Below are 15,315 nucleotides of genomic sequence, written 5' to 3'. Positions count from 1 at the left end.
GGGTGGGGTGGGGGTCAGCGGCGGGTGGTGCAGACCCGTTTCGCCCGCGCCACCACGTCGGTGGACCAGACCACGGCGACGGTGAAGCAGTAGTTGGTGGTGCGGTCCAGACCGTGCACGACGAAGCTGTCCGTGCCGGGCGGCAGGGTTTCGAACGGGCGCGGGTCCTGCCCGGCCTGCCCGGCGGAGAGGACCACCGGGCCCTCGCCACCGGCCGGGTACGTCCAGGTCAGCGCGATGCCGTCGGGCCGGTCGCGGAGCGTCACCCGCCCCGGCGGGGTACCGGGCGAGGCGGGCGGCGCGGCGTTCGGCGTACCGGCGGCGGTCGGGGTGGCCACGGGACTGCTCGGTACGACGGGCTGCGGGTCGCCCGAGCCACCCACCCCGGACACTCCGGCGATCACCGCGACGGCGCCGAGCAGCATCACCGCGACCCCGGCCGCCACAAGTGGTACGGCACCCGGGCGGCGTGGGGGCGGGGCGTGTCTGCGGGGCACCAGCACGGGCAGCAGCCGGGACGGGTCCACCGTCGGGGTCGGCGGCCCGATCCGGCGTACCCCCGGGGCCTCCTCGTCGGGGTGGCCCTGCGTCGGCGGCGGGGCGTAACGGTATTCCCGCCCACCGCCGGTTGCCCCGGGCCCGGCCATCCCGGCGGCCGCCGACCCGGACGACCAGTGCCCGCCGTCCCCGACCTGGTCGGACCCGGCCGGGTAGCCGCTGCCGGACGACCAGTGACCGTCGTTCCCGACCTGGTCCGATCCGGCCGGGTAGTCGGACCCGGCCGGATAGCTGCTGCCGGCGGGGTAGCCGCCTGCTGCCGGGTTGCTGTCGGGGGTGGGATAGCCGGTGGGGGTCGGGTGGCCGGGCGCTGCGAAGCTGCCCGGGTGGTCGAAGGGGCGTGGCCGTCCGGTGCCCTGCGGGTAACCGGTGTCCTCGGCGGGAAGCCGCTGGCCGGGCACCGTCGGCGGGTAGGGCTCGTCGGGTGGCACCGCCCCGGCCGACCAGGCCGGTAGGTCCGGTGGCCCCTCGGCGGGTGGCGGGGTGCGGGCGGCCGGCACCACAGGTGCGTCGCGTTCCGGGGTGGGCTCGTCGTCGCAGACGTGGTCCGGGTCGGCGGCGGCCCGGGCCAGCGCGGCCACCTGCCGGGCCAGCGGGTCGTCGGCGGCCAGGTGCTGGCGGGCCAGCTCGCGGGCGAGGGCGAGGTTGTCGTGGGCCTCGTCGAACCGGCCGCAGTCGCGTTGCATCGCGCCGAGCCGGGCGAGCATCTTGATCCCGCTGGCGTGCCCGTCGCCGTAGACCTCGCGGTGCAGCTCCCAGGCGTCCTGCAGACGTTCGCGGGCCTGGGCGCACTGACCCCGGGCATACTCCACGGTGGCCAGGTCGGCGTGCGCGGCGAGCACCCGCAGCGACTCGGGGCCGTCGTGCGCGGTCAGCTCCAGGATCACCTCGGAGTAGAGCCGGGCGGCACGGACGTCGCTGCCGACCCGGTGCAGCACCGCCGCCAGGGTGGCCGCCGCCGAGATGGTCCGCTGGTCGGAAATGCCGTACAACCGGCTCGACGCCGCGTACGCGAAGGCGGCCCAGCCTCGTGCCGAGTGCGGCTCACCGAGGGTGACCAGCAGCCGGGCCTGGAGCCCGGCGGCCTCGGTCAACTCGGGGGAGGCGTGGTCGGGGCGGGGATCCGCGTCGGTCAGCGCGTCGGCGAGCAGACGCTGGGCACCGGCCAGGTCGCCGGCGGACACCAGGTGCTGCGCCTGGAGGGTCAGTTCACCGAAGCCGGAAGACACGCCCCATCGTGCTTGGCCGGCGACGGTTAGTACAACCCTTGCCGGTAGGCAACTTGGTCAAGAACCGGTCAGGTGGGCGACCAGGGTTTCGCTGATCCGGCGTAGCTGGTCGACCTGGGCCGGGCTGAGCGCGTCGAACAGGTGGCGGCGTACCCCCTCGACGTGGCCGGGCGCCGCAGCGGCCAGGGCCGCGAAACCGGCGTCGGTGAGGACGGCGATCTGGCCGCGCCGGTCGGTGGGGCACTCCTCGCGGCGGACCCAGCCGGTGGTCTCCAGCCGGGCGACGGCGTGCGAGAGCCGGCTGCGCGACGAGCCGGTGAGGTCGGCCAGCTCGCTCATCCGCAGCCGCCGGCCGGGGACCTCGGAGAGCCGGACCAGGATCTCGTAGTAGGCGTGCGGCATTCCGGCGTCGCGTTGCAGCTCGCGGTCGAGGGTGTCGGTCAGCGCCCGGGAGGCGGCCAGGAAGGCGCGCCAGGTCTGCTGTTCGTCGGGGCTCAGCCAGCGGGTCATGACGGTCATCATAACCGGAATGGTTGAACGCTCAACCAAAGCGCGCTACCGTGGACGGCATGGGAATCCATCGCCTCAACCACGCCGTGCTCTACGTCTCCGACCTGCGCCGCAGCATCGACTTCTACCGCGACGTGCTGGGCTTCCGCCCGGTGCCGATGACTCCGGACGGGTTCCGGGGCGCGGCCTTCCTCCAGGCCCCCGACTCGACGAACGACCACGACCTCGGCCTGTTCGAGATCGGCGCGGCCGCCGGCCGCTCGCAGGCCGGCCGGGCCACCGTCGGCCTCTACCACCTGGCCTGGGAGCTGGACACCCTCGACGAGCTGGCTGTCACCGCGCAGCGACTGGCCGCCGCGGACGCCCTGGTCGGCACCTCCGACCACGGCACCACCAAGAGCCTCTACGGCCGTGACCCCGACGGGCTGGAGTTCGAGATCGTCTGGATCGTCCCGGCCGACCAGCTCGACGAGGACGCCCTCGCCGCCCGCAAGCGGATCGGCCGGCTCGACCTCGACCGCGAACGGGCCCGCTACGGCGGCCAGACCCGGGGCGGGGTGGGGATCTCCGTCCCGGCCTGAACCGCCGTACGGTAGAACGACAGGATGCCGATCGACGCCGTCCTGCGGGAGCTGCTCGTCCGCCAGCTCGACCACTGGCTGCCGGGGGCCCTGCACCGCTCCCGACGGGCCACCCTCGCGTTGTCGTACGCCGGTGACCCCGGCACCGCCGAGGCGGCCCTGCGGGTGGTGGCCGGCTTCGCCGACCGGCTCCGGGGCCGCCGGCTCACCGTGCTGGTGCTCGCCGGTGGCGGTCCCGAACTGCCCGCCCGGCTCGGTGCCGTCGAGGCCACCCTCCCGGCCGACGTGGCGGTGCACGTGGTGCCCGGCGACCCGGCCCGGCTGCCGGTGGTGCTCAAGGCGGCCGGCGCGGCCGGCGCACCGCTGCTCACCCTGGTCGACGGCGCGGCACCCGACCCGGCGCTGCTGGCCGCCACGGCCACCGGTCGACCGGCCGAGGTGCTGCTCACCGCCGCCGGGTCCACCGCCCTGCGGCCGGCCCTGACCGCTGCCGGGTTCCCCCTGGTCGCCGAGGTCGAGCTGGTCCCCGCCGACGGGTCACCGGCCCGACTGGTCGCCTTCGGCACCGGGCTGAACAAGAGCCTGGAAGCCTTCAAGGAAGCACTCTGGACCGCCGACGGTTCCGGTGATGGGTCCGCCGACGGATCCGGTGGCGGGTCCGTTGCCGACTCCGCCGGCGGGTCCGGTGCGGTCCGCTACCGCGACCCGGCCGGCGGGCTGCTCGACGTCGCCGGCCCACCGGCGGCCGGTCCGCTGCGCGGCGAACTGCTTGCCGAGTTGGCCCGCCACGGCCCGCGTACGGTGACCGAGCTGCGTCGGCACGCGCTGACCGCGACGGCGTACCGGGCCGTGGACGCCGGGCGCGCGCTCGCCGAGTTGCTGGCGGTCGGCGCGGTCACCCGGGAGCCGGAGCACGGGCGGCTCGGCGGGGACGTGCTGATCAGTGGCGGTCCCGCCCCGGTCGGTCGGTCAACTGTTTGACCACGATGGACGCCCCGGTGGCGATCACCCCGATGCTGAACACCATCTGCACGCAGACGATCGCCTTGGCGAGCTGTCCCTGGGGGTGTACGTCGCCGTAGCCGATCGTGGTCAGGGTGGTCAGCGCGAAGTAGAGCGCGTCCAACCGGGTACGCAACCCGGAGAACTGCTCCGACCCGCTACCGGCCACCACGTAGTCGGCCACCGCGAAGGCGAGCAGCCCGGCGACCAGCGCCACCACCAGCCGGCTCAACGACCGGACCTCGTTCCCGCCGACGGGTGCGCGGTTGCCGAGCTGCCGGCCCACCTGGCGGGTGACCAGGAAGGTGACCACGGCGATCAGCAGCAGGGTGCCCACCGCCCGCAGGGTCAGCCGTAGGCCGTTCGGATCGGGTTCCAACGGAATCAGGAAGTAGCTGGCCAGCAGCAGGACGCAGGCCGCCAGGGTGTGCCGTCGCGCCCGCGCGTAGCTTGCGTCGTCGCGTGCCATGCGGAGATTCTGCGCCGTCGCGGCGGCCCCGATCCGGCGAACGGGCGAACCCGGCCGGTGCCGGGTCGGGTTCGCGGAGGACGTCGGGCGAACAGACGACGATCGGGGTGCCGGTGAACCACCGGCACCCCGATCGAGGAAGGGCTATCAGGCCCGGGACTTGTCCTGCTTCCAGGACAGCGGACCAGGCAGGTCGACGCGGTGCGCCTTGGCCCGGGAGTTCCAGGACCAGCGACCGATCTTGATGCTCCACGAGGAGAAGCCGTTCTCGGTGAAGTTCAGGATGATCGGCCCGTACTTCTTGCGCTTGCGGAACATCAGACCCATCGTGGCGCTCCCTTCGCGTTCCCTGTCGTCGTTGTCGTCTCGGCCCGATAGATGCCCACATCCACGAAATCCGAAACCTGCTCCCGTCCGAGCTGGACGGTGCCGTGAATCTCTATAAACTCGATAGGTGTTACGGACTGATAAACCCAGGTGAGCGCATTACGGAGCTGGGATCCAGATCCCAGTCTCATATTCTGGAAGGGCGTTGACCGGGCCGCCCGGCGGCCGGCACCATGAGGTCATGTCGCAGCGGGACGAGCTCCACCTCACCGCCCGCGTGCACGTCGACCTGGTCCGGCACGCGAGCGCGCTCTGTTGAGCTGACGCCCGTCCGCGTCCCGTCACCTTCTTCACCCGCACCGCCGCACCGACCGGCCCGGCCCACGACGGCCCGACGCCGGGCGCTGCGGCGTACCTCCGCGCGCCGCGCGGCCCCTACCGTGCACCAGATCAGGAGACTTCCATGTCCCCACTTCGTCGTACCCTCGCCGCCGTCGCGGCCCTGCTCACCCTGACCGCCGCCACCGCCTGCGGCACCGACGCCGAGGCGGCCGGACAGACCACGACCCTGCGCTACCAGGGCTCCGTCGGCCAGGTCACCCTCCCCGAACTCGCCGCCGACCTCGGCTACCTCGGCGACGTACGCCTCGACTGGATCGGCAACGTCACAGGAGGTCCGGCCGACATCCAGGCCACCGCCACCGGGCAGAGCGACTTCGGTGGCGCGTTCAACGGCGCGATCGTCAAGCTCGCCACCGCGGGCGCCCCGATCACCGCCGTGGTCAGCTACTACGGCTCCGACGCGCAGACCTTCCAGGGCTACTACGTCCTCTCCGACAGCCCGATCAAGGGCCCGCGCGACCTGATCGGCCGCAAGGTCGGCATGAACACCCTTGGCGCGCACGCCGAGGCGGTGCTCAAGACCTGGCTGGTCAAGGGGGGCCTGACCGCCCCCGAGATCGCCAGGGTCGAGCTTGTCGCATTGCCCCCCGTCAACACCGAGCAGTCGCTGCGCGCCCGGCAGATCGACGTCGCGGTGCTCGGTGGCGTCATCCGCGACAAGGCCGTCGCCAACGGCGGAATCCGTACCGTCTTCACCGACTACGAACTGCTCGGTGCGTTCAGCGCCGGCGCCTACGTGTTCCGCGACGACTTCATCAGGCGCAACCCGGAGACCGTCAAGGCGTTCGTCGGCGGGGTCGGCCGGGCCGTCGAGTGGGCCCGGACCCAGCCCCGGGAGACCGTGGTGACCCGGCTCGAACAGATCATCGCCAAGCGGGGCCGCAACGAGGACCCGTCCCTGGTGCGCCTCTGGAAGAGCAGCGGCGTCGCCGGCAGGGGCGGTGTGATCACCGACCGGGAGTTCACCACCTGGATCGACTGGCTCGCCGACGCCGGTGAGCTCAAGGGCGACCGGCCGAAGCCCGGTGACATCTACACCAACGACTACAACCCGTTCGCCTCCGGTGGGGGTGCCGCGTGAGCACCGACAAGGTCCTCTTCGACCGGGTCACCAAGACCTTCGACGTCCGTGCCGGGCGGCGTGCGCCCACCGGCGCGGTCACCGCCCTGGACCAGCTCACCCTCGGGGTACGCCCCGGCGAGTTCCTGGTCGTCGTCGGCCCCAGCGGCTGCGGCAAGTCCACCCTGCTCGACCTGCTCGGCGGCCTGTCCCGGCCCACCTCCGGTCAGGTCCTCGTCGACGGCCGGCCGGTCACCGGCCCCGGCCTCGACCGGGGCATCGTCTTCCAGCAGTACGCCCTGCTGCCCTGGCGCACCGCCGCCGGCAACGTCGCCTTCGGACTGGAGGCCAAGGGGGTGCCCCGCGCCGAACGCGCCGACCTGGTCGCCCACCACCTGGAACTGGTCGGGCTGAGCGGGTTCGCCGCGCACTACCCGCACGAGCTGTCCGGGGGCATGAAGCAGCGGGTGGCGATCGCCCGCAGTCTCGCGTACGACCCGGACATCCTGCTGATGGACGAGCCGTTCGCCGCCCTGGACGCGCAGACCCGCGACTCGCTCCAGGACGAGCTGGTGCGGATCTGGCAGGCCACCGGCAAGACGATCGTCTTCATCACCCACGGCATCGACGAGGCCGTCTACCTCGGCCGACGGGTCGCCGTGATGACCTCCCGCCCGGGGCGGATCAAGCAGGTCGTCGAGATCGAGCTGGGTGACCGGGGCGCGGTCGACGACGTGCGCTCCTCCGACGCCTTCCGGCACCACAGGCACCACATCTGGACGTCGTTGCGCGACGAGGTACGCGCCGCCCAGTCCACCGAACGCCGCCCCGACCGCCCCACCCGGCCCACCCGCCGCCGGTGGCCCGGCCGCTCCGCCGCCCCCGTCGCGGCGTCCACCGCCACCTCGGCCGGGGCGTCCACTGCCGTCCCGGTCGGGACGTCCACCGTCGACACCGAGGAGGCCCGCGTTGGTTGACATCGCCGACCGTCCCGTCCGACTGGCCCCGCCGGCCGTCGTACCCCCGGCGGTGCCCACCGTCGCCCGGTCCGGTCCGTTCGCCCGGCTCGCCGGCCTCTCTGGGCGGGTGCTGCACCGCACCGCCGCGCTGCTGGCGCTGGCCGCGATCTGGGAGACCGCACCCCGGGCCGGGCTGGTCGACCGGGTCTTCCTGCCGCCGCTGTCGGAGGTGCTCGTCGCCTGGTGGGCGCTGCTGACCAGCGGGCAACTCGCCGACCACGTCGGTGCCAGCCTGACCCGGTCGCTGACCGGGCTCGGCCTGGCGGTGCTCACCGCCATCCCGCTCGGCCTGCTGATCGGCTGGTACCGCCCCCTCGCGGAGCTGCTCAGTCCGCTGCTGGAGGTGTTCCGCAACACCGCCGCGCTGGCCCTGCTGCCGGTCTTCGTGCTGATCCTCGGGCTGGGGGAGACCTCCAAGATCGCCCTGGTCGTCTACGCCTGCTCCTGGCCGATCCTGCTGAACACCATCGCCGGGGTGAAGGGCGTCGACCCGCTGCTGGTGCGCTCGGCCCGGTCGATGGGCCTGGACCACCTGCGGCTGTTCCAGAAGGTGATCCTGCCGGCGGCCGTGCCGACCGTCTTCACCGGCGTCCGGCTCGCCGGGGCCTACTCGATCCTGGTGCTCGTCGCCGCCGAGATGGTCGGCGCCAAGGCCGGGCTGGGCTACCTGATCAACTACGCCCAGTACAACTTCGCCATCCCCGACATGTACGCCGGGATCATCACCATCTCCGCCATCGGACTGGTCGTGAACCAGCTTCTCGTCATCGTCGAACGCCGCTTCTCCACCTGGCGCGTCGACGTCACCGCCGGATAGGACGGACACCCATGACCCGCACCCTGCACCTCAACGCCTTCCTGCTCGGCGTCGGCCACCACGAGGCGGCCTGGCGGCACCCGCGTACCGACCCGCGTCGGGTCACCGACCTGCGACACTTCCAGGAGCTGGCCCGTACCGCCGAGCGGGGCACCCTCGACTCGGTTTTCCTCGCCGACTCGCTCGCCGTCGGCCCGGCCGTCCGGCACAACATCCAGGCCGTCTTCGAGCCGCTGACCCTGCTCGCCGCGCTGGCCACCGTCACCACCCACGTCGGCCTGATCGCCACGGTCTCCACCAGCTACAACGAGCCGTACAACCTGGCCCGCAAGTTCGCCTCGCTGGACCATCTCAGCGGCGGCCGGGCCGGCTGGAACATCGTCACCTCCGCCCAGGCGCGGGAGGCCTGGAACTTCAACCTGGACGACCACCCGGCGCACGCCGACCGGTACCGGCGGGCCGCCGAGTTCGTCGACGTGGCGGTGAAGCTCTGGGACAGCTGGGAGGACGACGCGCTGGTCCTCGACCCGGCCGCCGGGATCTTCGCCGACACCGACCGGGTGCACGAGGTCGGCCACGTCGGTGAGCGGTTCCGGGTACGCGGCCCGCTGAACACCCCGCGTCCGCCGCAGGGTCGACCCCTGCTGGTGCAGGCCGGCTCCTCCCCGGACGGGGTCACCTTCGCAGGCCGGTACGCCGAGGCGGTCTTCACCGCCCAGCAGACCCTCGCCGACGGGCAGCGGTTCTACGCCGCACTGAAGCAGGCGGCGGTCGCCGCCGGCCGCGACCCGGAACTGGTGAAGGTGCTGCCCGGGATCGCCCCGGTGCTCGGCGGCACCGAGGCCGAGGCGCGGAGGCTCGCCGACGAGCTGGAGGCGCTGATCGTCCCCGAGCACGCCCTGGCGCAACTGTCCGGGATGACCGGCGTCGACCTCACCGGTCTGCCGTTGGACGGCCCGCTGCCGGAGTTGCCCGACGCGACAAGCGTGCAGTCGCACCAGAGCCGCTACCAGCTCGTCGTCGACCTGGCCCGGCGGGAGCGGCTGACCATCCGGCAGCTGATCGGCCGGCTCGGCGGCGGACGCGGGCACCGGGTGGTGGCCGGCACCCCCGAACAGGTCGCCGACCAGATCGAACTGTGGTTCACCGAGGGCGCCGCCGACGGCTTCAACATCATGCCGCCGCTACTGCCCAGCGGACTCGACGACTTCGTCGACCACGTGGTGCCGTTGCTGCGCGCCAGGGGCCTGTTCCGCCACGAGTACACCGGCCGGACGCTGCGCGAGCACTACGGGCTGCCCCGACCGGCCTCCCGCTACGCCACCGACCGGGAGCTGGTGACCGCATGACCACCCTGGACCGTCCGGTCGACCCGCTCCGGCTCGACCCCGACCTGCGCGAGCGCCCCGGCCACCGGCCCGTCGACGCCGACCTGTTGCCGCCCGCCCCACCGACCCGCCCCACCGACCTGCTGCCCGTCGACGCCGACCTGTTCCGCAGCCTGCTGCGCCGGCAGGCCAGCACGGTCACCGTGGTCACCGCCGTGGCCCGCCGACCCGACCCGACCGGCCGCGGCCGGGACCTCGTGCCGATCCGGGCCGGCTTCACCGCCACCTCGTTCACCTCGGTGTCGCTGGATCCGCCGCTTGTGTCGTTCTGCCTCGGCGTCACCTCGTCGAGCTGGCCGGTGTTGGACCGCGCCGAGCACGTCGGCGTGCACCTGCTCGGCACCGGGCAGACCGGGGTGGCCCGGATCTTCGCCACCAGCGGCATCGACCGGTTCGCCGCGCACCGGGCCTGGACGCCCGGCCCGTTCGGGGTGCCGCTGCTCGACGGCGTGCTGGTCAGGTTGCTGTGCCGGGTGGTGCACCGGGTGCCGGCCGGCGATCACACCCTGGTCATCGCCGAACCGCTCGCGCTCGGTCCGGGCATCGACGGCGACCCGCTGGTCCACCACCGGGGCGGCTACACCACCCCCGGCACGCCGGTGCCGGCGTGACCACCGTCGAACCCCCGCTCGCGCTCGACCGGGCCGCCCAGGACCTGCTGTTCCGGGCGGCCCGGACGGCGAACACGTTCACCGCCGAACCGGTCGACGACGCGCAGGTCGCCGCGATCCACGAGCTGATCAGGTACGGCCCGACCGCGCTCAACGGCCAACCGCTGCGGGTGCTGCTGCTCCGGTCGACGGCGGCCCGGACCCGGCTGCTGCCGTACGTGTCGAGTGGCAACCGGGTCAAGACGGCCGATGCGCCGCTGGTGGCGGTGCTCGCCGCCGACGTCGACTTCCACGAGCGGCTGCCGGAGCTGTTCCCGCACCGGCCCCAGGCGCGGGAGTGGCTGGCCGACCGGGCGGACCGGGTCGCCCAGGCCCGGTTCAACGCCACCCTCCAGATCGGCTACTTCCTGATCGGGGTGCGGGCTGCCGGCCTGGCCGCCGGGCCGATGGCCGGCTTCGACGCCGGCGGGGTACAGCGGGAGTTCTTCCCCGACGGCCGGCACGAGGTGCTGCTGCTGGTCAACATCGGCCACCCCGGGCCGGACGCCTGGCAGGACCGGCTGCCCCGGCTCACCGCCGAGGAGGTGATCCAGACGCTCTGAACGCAGCGAATGTCCGCACGCGGTGGGATCAGCGTGGCTCCCACGCGTCGGGCAGGGTGGTCAGCCTCCGCACGTGCGTCGGGAGTCGGCCGCTGACCACCTCGGCGAGGCTCACCTCGTCCAACACCTGCCGGACGGCGGCGCGGACGGCCACCCAGAGCCGGGGGAGGTTCTCCGCCGAGCCCTCGTACCTGGTCTCCTCGGGGCGCATTCCGCGTACCCCGGCCAGTGGACCCTCGACGGCGCGCAGGATCGCCCCGACGGTGACCTCGCGCGGCGGTCGGGCCAGGGTGTAACCGCCCTCCGCGCCGCGCTGCGCGCGGACCACGCCGGCCCGCCGCAGGTCGGCCAGGACGGCTTCGAGGAACTTGCGCGGCATGTCCTGCTCGCTGGCGATCGACTGGGTGGAGAGCAGGGAGGGGTAGGCGGTGGCCAGGCTCAGGGCCGCTCGGACCGCATAGTCGCCGCGCGCGGAGATCTGCACCATGCCATCATGCCTGCCGGTCGGGGGTGGCGGGGTCGGCGGGTCGACGTGGCCGGGCGATCCGCGACGGCGGACGGCCCCGGGCGGCCCGGAACGCACCCGGGCTCACCCCCACCTCCCGGGTGAAGAACCGGCCGAAGTTCGTCGGCTCGGGGAAGCCGAGCTGCCGACCGATCCGGGCCACCGGCTCGTCGGTGGCGGCGAGCAACCGGCGGGCCTGGAGCGCGACCCGCTCGTCCACCACCTGCTTGGCGCTGCGCCCGGTCACCGCCAGACAGGCCCTGGTCAGGGTACGCACCGAGCAGCCCAACCGGGCCGCGTAGTCCTCCACCCGGCGGGTGCCCTGGTAACCCGACTCCACCTCGCGGCAGAACCGGTGGAACGTGACCACCTCGGCGCGCTGCGGATCGGCGTCGTCGGGCGTCCGCCCGGAGTCCCGGGCACCGGGCAGCAGGGCCAGCCGGATGAGCAGCACCGCGAGCTGGTGCCGGAGCAGGGCGCGGGCGGCCGGATCGTCCCGGTGCCGGCGGTGGTCCACCACGAGCTGGGAGACCTCGTTGATGACGGCGTCCTCGTCCTCACCTGTCAGCTGGTGGTGTTGCGGCACGGCGTCGGGGTCGACGTCCAGGCCGCGCAGCGCTTCGACGTGCCAGCGGAGCACGATCGCGTCGAGACGCGCGGGGCAGCGCAGCACCTGACCGGGAGCGGCCCGCAGCAGGGTGCCGGGCCGGCAGGGCAGCGCCCGGAAGTCCAGCTCGATGATGCCGTGCCCGCCGGTGACCAGCACGAGCAGGTCGGTGTCGAGCAGGGACGGCCGGGGTGGACCGGTGGTGGGGGTGAGGTCGCCCAGCTCCAGGATGTCGATCTCGGCGCGGGGCAGGTCGGGACGGGTTGCCGGGGAGAGCTGACCGGAAGGGACCATCGCCTTCGACCGTAACCGCGGACGCCTCAGGCCGCATCCCGGCGACGGGACTCTGTCGCGCTCGCGGCGACGGGGCTCTGTCGCGCTCGTGCCGTGGCGGCGGGATGCTGTCGTGAGCGCGGCGGGTCCGCGTGGTGCCGGCCGGGGTGGCGGGGTTGTCCGGTCGCCGGGGCCGGGCTACGTTACCGCTCGGTAAGGGCGGCGGCACGCGAGGGGATGCACATGACGGACCTGTTCTCAGTCGACGGCAAGACGGTCCTGGTCACCGGTGGTTCCCGGGGGATCGGGCTGATGATCGCCCGAGGCTTCGTCCGGGCCGGGGCCACCGTGATCATCTCGTCCCGCAAAGCGGACGTGTGCGCGGCGGTCGCCGAGGAGCTGTCCGCCGAGGGGCGCTGCGAGGCGATCCCCGCCGACCTGGGCGACGACGCGGGCGCCGAGGCCCTCGCCGCCGCCGTCCGCGAGCGGTACGAACGGCTCGACGTGCTGGTCAACAACGCGGGCGCGACCTGGGGCGCGCCGCTGGAGTCGTACCCGGGGGCGGCGTTCGACAAGCTCTGGGCGGTCAACGTGAAGGCGGTGTTCCGACTCACCACCGCGTTGCTGCCGGTGCTGCGCGCGGCGGCCAGCGACGACGACCCGGCCCGCGTGATCAACATCGGCTCGGTCGACGGCCTCCGGGTGCCGATGATGGAGGTGTACGCGTACTCCGCCACCAAGGCGGCCGTGCACATGCTCACCCGCAGCCTCGCCCACCAGCTCGCCGCCGAGCGGATCACTGTCAACGCGATCGCCCCCGGCCCGTTCGAGAGCAGGATGATGGCCTTCGCCCTGGACGACCCGGCATCCCGGGCGGCGGTCGAGCAGCAGGTGCCGCTCGGCCGGATCGGTCGTCCCGAGGACATGGCCGGCGCGGCGATCTACCTGTCGTCGCGGGCCGGGGCGTACCTGACCGGCGCGGTGATCCCGGTGGACGGCGGCATCACCACGCACGGCTGACCGGCGTACCCGGTGGTGGACGGCCGGAGCCGCGCGGACTCGGCAGATCCGCGCGGCTCCGGTGCAGGCTGGTCAGCGACCGGCGAGCAGCCGGGTCACCGCCGTGTCGACGTCCAGGTGCTCGGCCTCCCGGCCGCGTGGGACGACGACGTAGGTCCGGCGCAGGAAGCGCACCAGCACGCTGCGCGGGACCTCGAACAGGGCGTTGCCGTCGGGTGACGACAGGGCCAGCGCGACGAAGTCGCCGCGCGGGGTGGCCCAGGGCCAGACCCGCACGTCGCCGATGCCGGCCGGCTCGTCCAGGCCGGTGACGAGCAGTTCGCGGGCGAAGGACCAGCTCACCGCCTCGCCACCGGCCGATTCGGCGTGGAACAGGACATGGACCGCATACGGGTCAGCAGGGTCGTAACGCAGACTGGCACGCACCGGCAAGGCGGTGGCGTCAGGCGCGACGAGCCTTAGCGACGTCTCGACCTCTACGGTCGTCGGTCGGATGACACTCATGGACGTTCTCCCCCCGGCACCGCTGCGGAACGCGCGTGTCCCGCTTTTCCCATCCTCAGGTGCTACTGCTGGCTACGCTCCGCCATACGCTGACTTCACCCAGTGGTGGGAAGGAGGTCCGAATCGCCGCGAGAATGTGAGAATTCTTGTAGGATTTCCGGTTCTGCCCAGTCGGGAGCCCGTCCGAAGTCGGGTGGTTCAGTCGTCGACTTACTCCGGTAACGTCCAGTGGTCTGCGCAAGTGACGGGCCGGGACGACACTGGGGGGTGAAATGGCCACGAAGCGTTCCTCAATGGATGCGGGGAGTACTGCCGAGTCACCGAAAGTAGGGGCCCGAGCAGCCAAAAGGCGGGGTGACAGGGTGCCGATCAACCCACCGGACCGAGACGGTCGGACGACCTCCGACGCCGGTCGCGCCTCCCGGGCTGTCCGTGACCGGTCCCGGCCTGTGGCCAACGGCGGCCGACGTCGATCCGGCGGCACCGCCCTGGCCGCCCGGCCCACCGGCTGGCGGTGGCGGCTGCGCACCACCCTCGACCTGATCCGGGCCAACCCCACCGGCCGGGTCGCCCTCAAGATCTTCATCGCCGTCGCCGGGGCGCTCGTGGTGACCGTCGGCATCGCCCTCATCCCGTTGCCCGGCCCCGGCTGGCTGATCGTCATCGCCGGGCTCGCCATCTGGGCCGTCGAGTTCCACTGGGCCCGCCGGCTGCTCGGCTTCACCCGCCGACACGTGCACGCCTGGACCCGGTGGGCCACCACCCGCTCGCTGGCCATGCGGTTCCTGCTCGGCTCCGTCGGCCTGGTCTTCGTCGCCGTGGTGCTCTGGCTCTCGCTCAAGTACAGCCTCGGCATCGACCTGGTCGCCCAACTGCTGCACTACCTCGCCACGACCTGACCCACCCCCCGGGTTTTTGGCTCCGTCGCACGATCGGGTAGAGTCAACAGCGCTGAGGGCGATTAGCTCAGTGGGAGAGCGCTTCGTTCACACCGAAGAGGTCGCTGGTTCGATACCAGCATCGCCCACTCTCAGTTCCGCAGGTCAGAGGCCGCTTCCCGATTTCGGGAGGTGGCCCTTCTGCTGTCGTGCGGCAGCCCGTCAGTCCCGCGTGAGTCGCCGGGGCGCTTGAGCGCCTCCCGGGTCACCGTGGACGAGACCTGGGTGTAGATCTCCGTCGTCACCGAGAATCGGGCGTGCCGGAGGATCCGCATGGCGACCCGTGGATGCACATCGAGGTCGGTCAGGAGGGTGGCGCAGGTCCGCCGGGCATCGTGGATGGTGACCGGCCTGACGTTGGCTCTCTGGCACCTCGTCTGCCAGGAGCGTGGGAAGTTGCGTGGCTGGACGGGGTGCCGTAGCGGGTGGTGAACACGAGGTCGTTCAGAGGGCGACCTCATCCACCCGGCTGCCGGCGTCCATCAGCGCATCCTGACCTGGCCAGTACGACTGCCCCGGTGCGGATCACCGCATGGACCCATCACCCGCAGCACCGTCCCATCGGCCGGCGACCGCAGTGCCTTCGGGCCTCGTTCACGTCCGTGTCCCGGGCGCGTAGGGTCAGCGACGTGAGCGTCGCCCTCGACACCCTGCCGAAGATCGGTGCGCCGGCGACGCGTGCGCTGACCGAAGCCGGCTACCCGACGTTGCGCGACCTCGCGGGTGTGCCGCGCGCAGAACTGGCCGTACTGCACGGGGTGGGACCGAAGGCACTCGGGATCATTCAGAGCGCTCTGGAGCAGCACGATCTGAGTCTCGGTTAGGGATTCCTCGGCAGCAGTGCCAGTCGGGCACATAGGCGGAGGCCTCCCGTCGCCGGGCTGTACCGGGTC

At 72.8% G+C, this 15,315-nt stretch carries 19 protein-coding genes, 1 tRNA gene and 1 pseudogene; 13 read left to right on the top strand and 8 right to left on the bottom strand.

Features of this window, described 5'->3' with window-relative positions; translation table 11 throughout:
• Nucleotides 1-14: 14 nt before the first annotated feature.
• Entirely contained in the window at nucleotides 15-1,787 is a 1,773-nt protein-coding gene (locus AC0AIB_RS19950) for a tetratricopeptide repeat protein (RefSeq protein ID WP_328338542.1), read from the bottom strand.
• Between the two features lie 57 nt (nucleotides 1,788-1,844).
• Nucleotides 1,845-2,306, bottom strand: a complete 462-nt coding sequence (locus tag AC0AIB_RS19945; RefSeq protein ID WP_328348866.1) for a MarR family winged helix-turn-helix transcriptional regulator — start codon at nucleotides 2,304-2,306, stop codon at nucleotides 1,845-1,847.
• Between the two features lie 50 nt (nucleotides 2,307-2,356).
• Here AC0AIB_RS19945 and AC0AIB_RS19940 point away from each other — a divergent pair, with 50 nt between their 5' ends.
• The gene (locus AC0AIB_RS19940; protein ID WP_328338540.1) at nucleotides 2,357-2,878 is read left to right on the top strand and encodes a VOC family protein; all 522 of its coding nucleotides are present in this window, start codon (nucleotides 2,357-2,359) and stop codon (nucleotides 2,876-2,878) included.
• Nucleotides 2,879-2,908: 30 nt separating this feature from the next.
• On the top strand, nucleotides 2,909-3,859 hold the full coding sequence (locus AC0AIB_RS19935; protein ID WP_465097226.1) for a hypothetical protein: 951 nt from the start codon (nucleotides 2,909-2,911) through the stop codon (nucleotides 3,857-3,859).
• On the opposite strand, the gene AC0AIB_RS19930 is transcribed toward AC0AIB_RS19935, so the two are convergent.
• Nucleotides 3,819-4,349, bottom strand: coding sequence for a potassium channel family protein (locus AC0AIB_RS19930; RefSeq protein ID WP_328338538.1), 531 nt, complete (start codon nucleotides 4,347-4,349; stop codon nucleotides 3,819-3,821). The genes AC0AIB_RS19935 and AC0AIB_RS19930 overlap by 41 nt on opposite strands.
• Nucleotides 4,350-4,496: 147 nt before the next feature.
• The gene (locus AC0AIB_RS19925; RefSeq protein ID WP_007075522.1) at nucleotides 4,497-4,676 is read right to left on the bottom strand and encodes a DUF4236 domain-containing protein; all 180 of its coding nucleotides are present in this window, start codon (nucleotides 4,674-4,676) and stop codon (nucleotides 4,497-4,499) included.
• Nucleotides 4,677-4,917: 241 nt separating this feature from the next.
• Between AC0AIB_RS19925 and AC0AIB_RS19920 the strand changes: the two genes are divergently transcribed.
• The 7 genes from AC0AIB_RS19920 to AC0AIB_RS19890 all read left to right on the top strand — a co-directional run bounded on the left by AC0AIB_RS19920 (nucleotide 4,918) and on the right by AC0AIB_RS19890 (nucleotide 10,575).
• Entirely contained in the window at nucleotides 4,918-4,995 is a 78-nt protein-coding gene (locus tag AC0AIB_RS19920) for a putative leader peptide (RefSeq protein WP_350938629.1), read from the top strand.
• Nucleotides 4,996-5,139: 144 nt separating this feature from the next.
• Nucleotides 5,140-6,159, top strand: a complete 1,020-nt coding sequence (locus AC0AIB_RS19915; RefSeq protein ID WP_328338531.1) for an ABC transporter substrate-binding protein — start codon at nucleotides 5,140-5,142, stop codon at nucleotides 6,157-6,159.
• Nucleotides 6,156-7,115, top strand: coding sequence for an ABC transporter ATP-binding protein (locus AC0AIB_RS19910; protein WP_328338529.1), 960 nt, complete (start codon nucleotides 6,156-6,158; stop codon nucleotides 7,113-7,115). Before AC0AIB_RS19915 ends, AC0AIB_RS19910 begins: the two co-directional genes overlap by 4 nt.
• Complete coding sequence (locus tag AC0AIB_RS19905) at nucleotides 7,108-7,974, top strand: ABC transporter permease (RefSeq protein WP_328338527.1); 867 nt, start codon at nucleotides 7,108-7,110, stop codon at nucleotides 7,972-7,974. The genes AC0AIB_RS19910 and AC0AIB_RS19905 overlap by 8 nt, the downstream gene beginning before the upstream one ends.
• Nucleotides 7,975-7,985: 11 nt before the next feature.
• Nucleotides 7,986-9,323, top strand: a complete 1,338-nt coding sequence (locus AC0AIB_RS19900) for an LLM class flavin-dependent oxidoreductase (RefSeq protein WP_328338525.1) — start codon at nucleotides 7,986-7,988, stop codon at nucleotides 9,321-9,323.
• A complete protein-coding gene (locus tag AC0AIB_RS19895; protein ID WP_465097224.1) occupies nucleotides 9,320-9,973 on the top strand; it encodes a flavin reductase family protein in 654 nt (217 codons plus the stop codon). Before AC0AIB_RS19900 ends, AC0AIB_RS19895 begins: the two co-directional genes overlap by 4 nt.
• Nucleotides 9,970-10,575, top strand: coding sequence for a malonic semialdehyde reductase (locus tag AC0AIB_RS19890; protein WP_328338521.1), 606 nt, complete (start codon nucleotides 9,970-9,972; stop codon nucleotides 10,573-10,575). Before AC0AIB_RS19895 ends, AC0AIB_RS19890 begins: the two co-directional genes overlap by 4 nt.
• Nucleotides 10,576-10,603: 28 nt before the next feature.
• Here AC0AIB_RS19890 and AC0AIB_RS19885 read toward each other — a convergent pair whose 3' ends face one another.
• Together AC0AIB_RS19885 and AC0AIB_RS19880 are read right to left on the bottom strand one after the other, a co-directional pair.
• On the bottom strand, nucleotides 10,604-11,059 hold the full coding sequence (locus AC0AIB_RS19885; RefSeq protein WP_328348864.1) for an RrF2 family transcriptional regulator: 456 nt from the start codon (nucleotides 11,057-11,059) through the stop codon (nucleotides 10,604-10,606).
• 7 nt (nucleotides 11,060-11,066) lie between these two features.
• Complete coding sequence (locus AC0AIB_RS19880) at nucleotides 11,067-11,981, bottom strand: helix-turn-helix transcriptional regulator (RefSeq protein ID WP_328338519.1); 915 nt, start codon at nucleotides 11,979-11,981, stop codon at nucleotides 11,067-11,069.
• Nucleotides 11,982-12,203: 222 nt separating this feature from the next.
• Here AC0AIB_RS19880 and AC0AIB_RS19875 point away from each other — a divergent pair, with 222 nt between their 5' ends.
• Nucleotides 12,204-12,980, top strand: a complete 777-nt coding sequence (locus tag AC0AIB_RS19875; protein WP_465097223.1) for a glucose 1-dehydrogenase — start codon at nucleotides 12,204-12,206, stop codon at nucleotides 12,978-12,980.
• Nucleotides 12,981-13,052: 72 nt separating this feature from the next.
• On the opposite strand, the gene AC0AIB_RS19870 is transcribed toward AC0AIB_RS19875, so the two are convergent.
• Nucleotides 13,053-13,484, bottom strand: a complete 432-nt coding sequence (locus AC0AIB_RS19870) for an SsgA family sporulation/cell division regulator (RefSeq protein ID WP_053653619.1) — start codon at nucleotides 13,482-13,484, stop codon at nucleotides 13,053-13,055.
• 293 nt (nucleotides 13,485-13,777) lie between these two features.
• On the opposite strand from AC0AIB_RS19870, the gene AC0AIB_RS19865 reads away from it, so the two are divergent.
• Nucleotides 13,778-14,383, top strand: coding sequence for a TIGR02611 family protein (locus AC0AIB_RS19865; protein WP_442930458.1), 606 nt, complete (start codon nucleotides 13,778-13,780; stop codon nucleotides 14,381-14,383).
• 56 nt (nucleotides 14,384-14,439) lie between these two features.
• Nucleotides 14,440-14,511: transfer RNA gene (locus AC0AIB_RS19860), tRNA-Val, on the top strand.
• A 78-nt stretch (nucleotides 14,512-14,589) separates the two neighbouring features.
• Here the strand turns inward: AC0AIB_RS19860 and AC0AIB_RS19855 are convergent.
• Nucleotides 14,590-14,867: pseudogene (locus tag AC0AIB_RS19855) on the bottom strand (tyrosine-type recombinase/integrase); the annotation flags it as partial.
• Nucleotides 14,868-15,051: 184 nt separating this feature from the next.
• Here AC0AIB_RS19855 and AC0AIB_RS19850 point away from each other — a divergent pair.
• Nucleotides 15,052-15,246, top strand: coding sequence for a helix-hairpin-helix domain-containing protein (locus AC0AIB_RS19850; RefSeq protein WP_465097222.1), 195 nt, complete (start codon nucleotides 15,052-15,054; stop codon nucleotides 15,244-15,246).
• The last annotated feature ends 69 nt before the right edge of the window (nucleotides 15,247-15,315 follow it).

It is taken from the genome of Micromonospora sp. DSM 43699, assembly GCF_055517075.1.
The sequence above is the reverse complement of the archived record's forward strand: the minus strand, read 5'-3'. Positions and strand labels throughout refer to the sequence as shown.

What these genes read in the sequence shown, in the direction of transcription:
- AC0AIB_RS19945 (WP_328348866.1), bottom strand. Translation starts at nt 2,306, where the DNA reads ATGACCGTCATGACCCGCTGGCTGAGCCCCGACGAACAGCAGACCTGG.
- AC0AIB_RS19940 (WP_328338540.1), top strand. Translation starts at nt 2,357, where the DNA reads ATGGGAATCCATCGCCTCAACCACGCCGTGCTCTACGTCTCCGACCTG.
- AC0AIB_RS19930 (WP_328338538.1), bottom strand. Translation starts at nt 4,349, where the DNA reads ATGGCACGCGACGACGCAAGCTACGCGCGGGCGCGACGGCACACCCTG.
- AC0AIB_RS19925 (WP_007075522.1), bottom strand. Translation starts at nt 4,676, where the DNA reads ATGGGTCTGATGTTCCGCAAGCGCAAGAAGTACGGGCCGATCATCCTG.
- AC0AIB_RS19920 (WP_350938629.1), top strand. Translation starts at nt 4,918, where the DNA reads ATGTCGCAGCGGGACGAGCTCCACCTCACCGCCCGCGTGCACGTCGAC.
- AC0AIB_RS19915 (WP_328338531.1), top strand. Translation starts at nt 5,140, where the DNA reads ATGTCCCCACTTCGTCGTACCCTCGCCGCCGTCGCGGCCCTGCTCACC.
- AC0AIB_RS19900 (WP_328338525.1), top strand. Translation starts at nt 7,986, where the DNA reads ATGACCCGCACCCTGCACCTCAACGCCTTCCTGCTCGGCGTCGGCCAC.
- AC0AIB_RS19895 (WP_465097224.1), top strand. Translation starts at nt 9,320, where the DNA reads ATGACCACCCTGGACCGTCCGGTCGACCCGCTCCGGCTCGACCCCGAC.
- AC0AIB_RS19880 (WP_328338519.1), bottom strand. Translation starts at nt 11,981, where the DNA reads ATGGTCCCTTCCGGTCAGCTCTCCCCGGCAACCCGTCCCGACCTGCCC.
- AC0AIB_RS19875 (WP_465097223.1), top strand. Translation starts at nt 12,204, where the DNA reads ATGACGGACCTGTTCTCAGTCGACGGCAAGACGGTCCTGGTCACCGGT.
- AC0AIB_RS19870 (WP_053653619.1), bottom strand. Translation starts at nt 13,484, where the DNA reads ATGAGTGTCATCCGACCGACGACCGTAGAGGTCGAGACGTCGCTAAGG.
- AC0AIB_RS19865 (WP_442930458.1), top strand. Translation starts at nt 13,778, where the DNA reads ATGGATGCGGGGAGTACTGCCGAGTCACCGAAAGTAGGGGCCCGAGCA.